This window comes from Vibrio sp. OPT46 (assembly GCF_015163535.1).
In the GTDB taxonomy this organism is placed as follows: Bacteria; Pseudomonadota; Gammaproteobacteria; order Enterobacterales; family Vibrionaceae; genus Vibrio; species Vibrio alginolyticus.
Map to the genome: position 1 here is coordinate 76,213 of NZ_JADDYG010000481.1, position 6,845 is coordinate 83,057.

5 protein-coding genes are annotated in these 6,845 nt (G+C 46.1%); 3 read left to right on the top strand and 2 right to left on the bottom strand.

The window, feature by feature from the left end; all coding sequences use genetic code 11:
- Positions 1-103 precede the first annotated feature (103 nt).
- The gene (fadA, locus tag IQR33_RS20395) at positions 104-1,279 is read right to left on the bottom strand and encodes an acetyl-CoA C-acyltransferase FadA (RefSeq protein ID WP_006743176.1); all 1,176 of its coding nucleotides are present in this window, start codon (positions 1,277-1,279) and stop codon (positions 104-106) included.
- Positions 1,280-1,293: 14 nt separating this feature from the next.
- Complete coding sequence (gene fadB, locus IQR33_RS20400) at positions 1,294-3,465, bottom strand: fatty acid oxidation complex subunit alpha FadB (protein ID WP_193837678.1); 2,172 nt, start codon at positions 3,463-3,465, stop codon at positions 1,294-1,296.
- Positions 3,466-3,726: 261 nt separating this feature from the next.
- Here fadB and IQR33_RS20405 point away from each other — a divergent pair, with 261 nt between their 5' ends.
- The 3 genes from IQR33_RS20405 to hemG are packed head-to-tail and all read left to right on the top strand — an operon-like array spanning position 3,727 to position 6,391.
- On the top strand, positions 3,727-4,350 hold the full coding sequence (locus tag IQR33_RS20405; protein WP_193837677.1) for a YigZ family protein: 624 nt from the start codon (positions 3,727-3,729) through the stop codon (positions 4,348-4,350).
- Positions 4,351-4,396: 46 nt separating this feature from the next.
- Positions 4,397-5,854 (top strand): TrkH family potassium uptake protein, encoded by a 1,458-nt coding sequence (locus IQR33_RS20410; RefSeq protein ID WP_005378893.1) that lies wholly within the window; start codon positions 4,397-4,399, stop codon positions 5,852-5,854.
- Positions 5,855-5,863: 9 nt separating this feature from the next.
- Entirely contained in the window at positions 5,864-6,391 is a 528-nt protein-coding gene (gene hemG, locus IQR33_RS20415) for a menaquinone-dependent protoporphyrinogen IX dehydrogenase (protein ID WP_005378894.1), read from the top strand.
- Positions 6,392-6,845: the final 454 nt, after the last annotated feature.

Genomic DNA, 6,845 nt, shown 5'->3' on the forward strand with positions numbered 1-6,845 from the left:
GGGCGACATCAATTGTCGCCCTTAAGTGTAATACTAAAAATTTTAGTACTAGTTCATTTGCTTATGATTGTTGGCTCGATCACTACAACAACGTCTTGAACTGTTATGGTCGTTCAAATACTGTCGCAATGCCCTGACCCAAACCGATACACATGGTGGCCAGACCGTATTTCGCGTCTTTCGCTTCCATTAGGTTGATCAGCGTTGTTGAGATACGTGAACCAGAACAGCCTAGTGGATGACCCAATGCTATCGCACCACCGTTAAGGTTGACCTTCTCATCCATAACATCAAGCAGGCCTAAGTCTTTAGCACACGGCAGAGACTGCGCGGCAAATGCTTCGTTTAGCTCAACCACATCCATGTCTTCAATTGAAAGACCGGCACGCTTGAGCGCTTTTTTCGTCGCAGGTACAGGACCGTAACCCATAATAGAAGGATCGCAGCCCGCAATGGCCATGCCTTTAATACGTGCACGAATCTTCAAGCCAAGCTCATTGGCTTTCTCTTCACTCATGATCAACATCGCTGATGCACCATCAGACAGAGCCGATGATGTACCGGCTGTTACTGTACCGTTTGCAGGGTCGAACACTGGGCGAAGTTGAGATAGACCTTCAACGGATGTTTCAGGGCGAATCACTTCGTCGTAATCCAGAGTGAACAGTGTGCCGTCTGCTGCGTGGCCTTCAATTGGTAGAATTTCGTTTTTAAAACGACCCTCTACGGTTGCTGCGTGCGCACGAGCGTGAGAGCGAGCGGCAAACTCGTCTTGTTGCTCACGGCTAATACCATGTAATTTACCAAGCATTTCAGCCGTTAAGCCCATCATGCCCGCAGCTTTTGCTACGTTCTTTGACATACCTGGGTGAAAGTCTACACCGTGGTTCATTGGCACATGCCCCATGTGCTCAACACCACCAATTAGGCAGATTTCAGCATCGCCAGTCATGATGGCACGTGTACCGTCGTGAAGCGCTTGCATTGATGAGCCACACAAGCGGTTCACCGTCACGGCGCCAATTTCAATCGGCAGACCAGCAAGCAGCGCCGCATTACGTGCAACGTTAAAGCCTTGCTCTAGTGTTTGCTGTACACAGCCCCAGTAGATGTCTTCAATCTCGCTTGGGTTCACTTGTGGGTTACGCGCAAGAATGCCTTTCATTAGGCGCGCAGATAGATCTTCTGCTCGTGTATGACGGAAAGCACCACCTTTAGAGCGACCCATTGGAGTACGTAGACAATCGACTACGACAACATTTCTTGTTTGATTAGTCATTTTAGAATCCCTCCTTAGATAGAACCTTGCTGTTGTGCACCGTAAAAGCTTTCACCTTTCGCCGCCATATCAATCAGCATTTGCGGTACTTGGTACATCGCACCTAGCTCGGCGTGTTGTTTTGCCATTTCAACGTATTCAGCAATACCCACGCTGTCTAGATAGCGGAATACGCCACCGCGGAATGGAGGGAAACCAAGACCATAAACCAATGCCATATCTGCTTCCTGCGGAGTCGCGATGATGCCTTCTTGTAGGCACAGCACCACTTCGTTGATCATTGGAATCATCATACGTTGAATGATGGTCTGATCGTCAAAGTCCTGCTTATCGGCACAAACGTCAGCAAGTACCGGTAAGATCGCTTCGGAGAAGGTTTTCTTCGGCTTACCTTTTTTATCTATGGTGTAGCTGTAGAAGCCATTACCATTTTTCTGACCATATTTGTCTGCTTCGAACAGTGCATCAATCGCATCACGACCTTGTTTACCCATACGCTCAGGGAAACCGTCAGCCATCACAGCTTGTGCGTGGTGCGCGGTATCAATGCCGACTACGTCAAGCAAGTACGCCGGTCCCATCGGCCAGCCAAACTTACGCTCCATGACTTTGTCGATTTTCGTAAAGTCAGCACCATCACGAAGTAGCATGCTGAAGCCGCCAAAGTATGGGAACAATACGCGGTTAACGAAGAACCCTGGGCAGTCATTAACGACAATTGGTGATTTGCCCATTTTCGCAGCATACGCCACAACACGATTGATGGTTTCATTAGAGGTGTGCTCACCACGGATGATCTCAACAAGAGGCATACGATGCACTGGGTTGAAGAAGTGCATACCACAGAAGTTTTCTGGGCGTTTTAGTGATTTTGCCAATAGGTTGATAGGAATCGTTGAGGTGTTTGAGGTGATAACGGTGTCGTCACCGACATGGGATTCAACTTCACTTAAAACTGCTGCTTTTACTTTCGGGTTTTCAACGACAGCTTCAACAATCACATCAGAGTTTTCAATACCTGCGTAATGTAAGCTCGGTGTGATTGACGCTAAAATACCCGCCATCTTAAAGCCATCAATGCGACCGCGAGATAAGCGTTTATTCAGCAGCTTAGATGCTTCAGTCATGCCTAGGTCGAGCGACGCTTGCGCGATGTCTTTCATTAAGACTGGCACACCTTTTAGCGCTGATTGGTAAGCAATGCCGCCACCCATGATACCTGCACCTAATACGGCTGCACGTTGCGTGTCTTTACTTGCTGACTTCGCTGCTTTTTTCGCAATGCCTTTGATGTATTGATCATTAAGGAATAGGCCAACGAGTGATTTTGCTTCTTCCGATTTAGCCAATTTCACGAAGTGCTTACGTTCAATGTCTAACGCTTCATTACGTGCAAAGCGAGCACCTTCTTCAATCGTGATAACGGCTGTCATTGGGGCAGGGTAGTGAGGACCTGCTTTTTGTGCCACCAGACCCTTCGCCATGGTGAAGCTCATCATTGATTCAAGCTTACTCAGCGTTAGCGGAGATGTTTTCTGTGCTCGGCGTGCTTGCCAGTCAAGTTTCTCGTTAATTGCAGAGTTAAGAGTTTGTAGTGCTGATTCGTATAAAGCATCAGTCTCTACAACAGCATCGAGTAAGCCAATTTTCAATGCTTCATCAGCTCGGCATGCTTTACCTTGGGTGATGATTTCCATTGCGCTGTCTGCGCCAATAACGCGAGGCAAGCGTACACAACCACCAAAGCCAGGCATGATTCCCAGTTTCGTTTCTGGTAGGCCGATGCTGGTGGTTTTGTCACCAATACGCATGTCTGTTGCTAGCACACATTCACAACCGCCACCAAGAGCGTGGCCTTTGATCACTGAGATGGTCGGAACGGGTAAGTCTTCTAATTTGTTAAAGATGCTATTAGCAAATTGCAGCCATTGGTCGAGCTCGGCATCCGTTTTAGCAAACAGACCTAAAAACTCGGTAATGTCTGCGCCTACAATGAATGCGTCTTTATCTGAAGTGAGCAACAACCCCTTGAGGCCTTGATGGGCAATGAGCGCATCAAGAGCTTTATCTAGCGATTCTAATGTCGCTAGGTCGAGTTTGTTGACGGATTTTGGAGAGCAGAAGCTTAGCTCTGCAATACCATCTTGTATTTCCTTTACCTGTAGGGTTTCGGCTTGGTAAATCATTGTCTATCTCCATGACATACAATCGTGGATTGTCTGTATACCTATTTCAACGACGCCGTGTACCTCGGCAAATAGGTATCGAGGAAGTCGTTTTATTTTTGTTCTGGTTTGACCAGTAAAGTTAGTTTGGATCGTGGATTGTTTAATTTCAATACATTTTTTAAACAAGTGTTTAACATTGTGCGCTGTGGCAGATCTTATGCGACGGGTAAATCACACTCGTGATAGACTTCAGGCAAATAGACCTGAATCCATAATCCTATGAATGACAAGCCTTATCTGATTCCAGCAGAGCCCGCTCAATTTGAAGAAGAAATTAAAAAGAGCGTCTTCATTACTTATTTAGCGCACACGCCAAGTATCGAAGCTGCAAAAGCATTTGTTGATCAAATCAAAGCTAAACACGCTGATGCTAGACATAACTGTTGGGGCTTTGTTGCTGGTCGCCCGGAAGATTCAATGACATGGGGCTTTAGTGATGATGGGGAGCCGTCCGGAACAGCAGGCAAACCAATCCTGGCGCAGCTGTCTGGATCTGGGGTGGGGGAGATCACGGCTGTGGTCACGCGATACTCTGGTGGAATCAAGTTAGGTACAGGCGGCTTGGTTAAAGCGTATGGGGGTGGGGTTCAACAAGCGCTCAAGCTGCTTCAAACTATTAAGAAAAAAATAACCACAAAGCTCAGACTAACGTTAGACTATGGGTTTATGCCGATCGCACAATCAATCATGCCGCAATTTGGTGCGATAGAAGTCGAGGCTGAATACAGCGATCAGGTCGTATTAGTGGTGGAAATTGAGCTTCGAGAAGTGAGCGCGTTTACCCAAGCAATCATCAATAAAAGCGGGGCAAAGGCAATTGTCACTCCGCTAGACGGACAATAATGAAAAACAGGAAGCAACAGGGACAGCTTCGCTAGTCAATTTATCCATGCAATTTCGTTCAATTATTCGAATCGTCGGGCTACTGCTCGCACTCTTTAGTGTCACTATGCTTGCGCCAGCACTCGTTGCGCTGATCTATCGAGATGGTGCTGGTGTGCCTTTTGTCACGACATTTTTTGTTCTGCTGTTTTGTGGGGCCGTTTGTTGGTACCCAAACCGCAGGTATAAGCACGAGCTTAAAGCTCGAGATGGCTTTCTTATTGTCGTCTTATTCTGGACAGTACTTGGCAGTGCAGGCTCGATCCCCTTTCTCATTGCTGACAACCCGAACGTCTCAGTGACAGATGCGTTTTTTGAATCGTTTTCTGCTCTCACGACGACCGGGGCGACCGTTATTGTTGGTTTGGATGAGTTACCTAAAGCGATTCTATTCTATCGACAGTTACTGCAGTGGTTCGGCGGTATGGGAATCATCGTATTAGCTGTGGCGATTTTGCCAGTACTTGGCATTGGTGGTATGCAGCTTTACCGCGCCGAGATCCCTGGTCCAGTCAAAGACACTAAAGTGACGCCGCGCATAGCAGAAACTGCTAAGGCGCTTTGGTACATCTATCTGAGCCTGACTATCGCCTGTGCTTCGGCTTTTTGGTTAGCTGGTATGACGCCATTTGACGCCATCAGTCACAGCTTTTCCACCATTGCTATTGGCGGCTTCTCTACCCACGATGCCAGCATCGGATATTTTGATAGTTACGCGATTAACCTGATTACTGTGGTTTTTCTGCTTATATCTGCATGTAACTACACGCTGCACTTTGCTGCATTTGCATCAGGTGGCGTACATCCCAAGTATTACTGGAAAGATCCTGAGTTTCGTGCCTTCTTGTTTATTCAAGTGCTGCTATTTATCATTTGCTTTCTATTATTACTGAAACATCACTCTTACACATCGACATACGATGCTTTCGATCAGGCTCTGTTCCAAACCGTATCAATATCCACAACAGCGGGCTTTACGACAACAGGTTTTGCGGATTGGCCTCTCTTCTTACCTGTGCTGTTATTGTTCTCTTCCTTTATAGGTGGTTGTGCTGGTTCAACAGGCGGCGGCATGAAAGTGATCCGTATCCTGCTTCTTACCTTACAAGGTGCGCGTGAACTAAAACGTTTAGTCCATCCACGCGCGGTTTACACCATCAAAGTAGGTGGCAGTGCCCTACCGCAACGTGTTGTCGATGCGGTTTGGGGTTTCTTCTCCGCATACGCATTGGTATTTGTGGTTTGTATGTTGGGGTTGATTGCAACAGGAATGGATGAGCTCAGTGCGTTCTCGGCGGTGGCTGCGACTCTGAACAACCTCGGTCCTGGCTTGGGAGAAGTGGCGCTTCACTTTGGTGATGTTAACGACAAAGCAAAATGGGTATTAATAGTTTCTATGCTGTTTGGTCGTTTGGAAATCTTTACCTTACTTATTCTACTTACGCCGACGTTTTGGCGTAGCTAAGGGGAAATCGTGGCAAAAGCATTATTTCTATACTCTTCCCGCGAAGGGCAGACTAAAAAAATTCTCCACTATATAGATGAACAACTTCCAGATTTCGATTGTGAGCTGGTGGATTTACATAATGTCGAGACGATTGACTTCAGCCAATACGACAGAGTATTGATAGGCGCCTCTATTCGCTATGGCCATCTTAATAAAAAGCTATACCAGTTTATTGAGCGAAACCTCAATCAATTGGAGCAAAATAAAGTGGCATTTTTCTGCGTAAACCTAACCGCTCGTAAAGAGGACCAAGGAAAGGATACACCTGAAGGTAGTGCCTACATTCGCAAGTTCCTAATTAAGTCGCCTTGGAAACCAACGCTAATCGGTGTTTTTGCTGGTGCACTTTATTACCCACGTTATAGCTGGTTCGACAGAACTATGATTAGGTTCATTATGTCGATGACGGGTGGCGAAACCGATACGACCAAAGAGGTGGAGTACACCAATTGGGAAAAAGTGGCTCTTTTCGCAGATAAATTTAGAGAACTGTAGAAATAACGTGCTCTTTTGACCGCTTTTGATGCAAATTTATCCGAACGATAAAAAAATCAAAAAAAACGAGAAAAAGGGCTTGCCAATGTGATCGCAATCTCTATAATGCCACCTCGCTGACACGGCAACGCTTCGAAGCTTAAGTTTCGAAAGTAAGAAGCCAAGTTAGCAAGCCAAATTAGCCAAGCAGAAACGCTTGAAGAAAGTTTGAAAAAAGTGATTGACACTAAACTTTAACTCGCTAAAATGGCCGTCCTGTTTTGAGTAAAGCTCAACAGGAAAGCTCTTTAACAATATAGACCTATCAATCTGTGTGGGCACTCGTTGATGATAATCCAAATGGTTTCTTCGGAAATAATTTAGGTTTCAATGATACGAAGTGACCATTGAATCGAAAGATTCAGCACAGTCAATTCAAACATTACTTATGTAATGTTCAGTATTCATTGAGCCG

Bases quoted from the DNA above. Each gene is read 5' to 3' on its own strand.
- fadA (WP_006743176.1), bottom strand. From the start codon at position 1,279: ATGACTAATCAAACAAGAAATGTTGTCGTAGTCGATTGTCTACGTACT.
- fadB (WP_193837678.1), bottom strand. From the start codon at position 3,465: ATGATTTACCAAGCCGAAACCCTACAGGTAAAGGAAATACAAGATGGT.
- IQR33_RS20405 (WP_193837677.1), top strand. From the start codon at position 3,727: ATGAATGACAAGCCTTATCTGATTCCAGCAGAGCCCGCTCAATTTGAA.
- IQR33_RS20410 (WP_005378893.1), top strand. From the start codon at position 4,397: ATGCAATTTCGTTCAATTATTCGAATCGTCGGGCTACTGCTCGCACTC.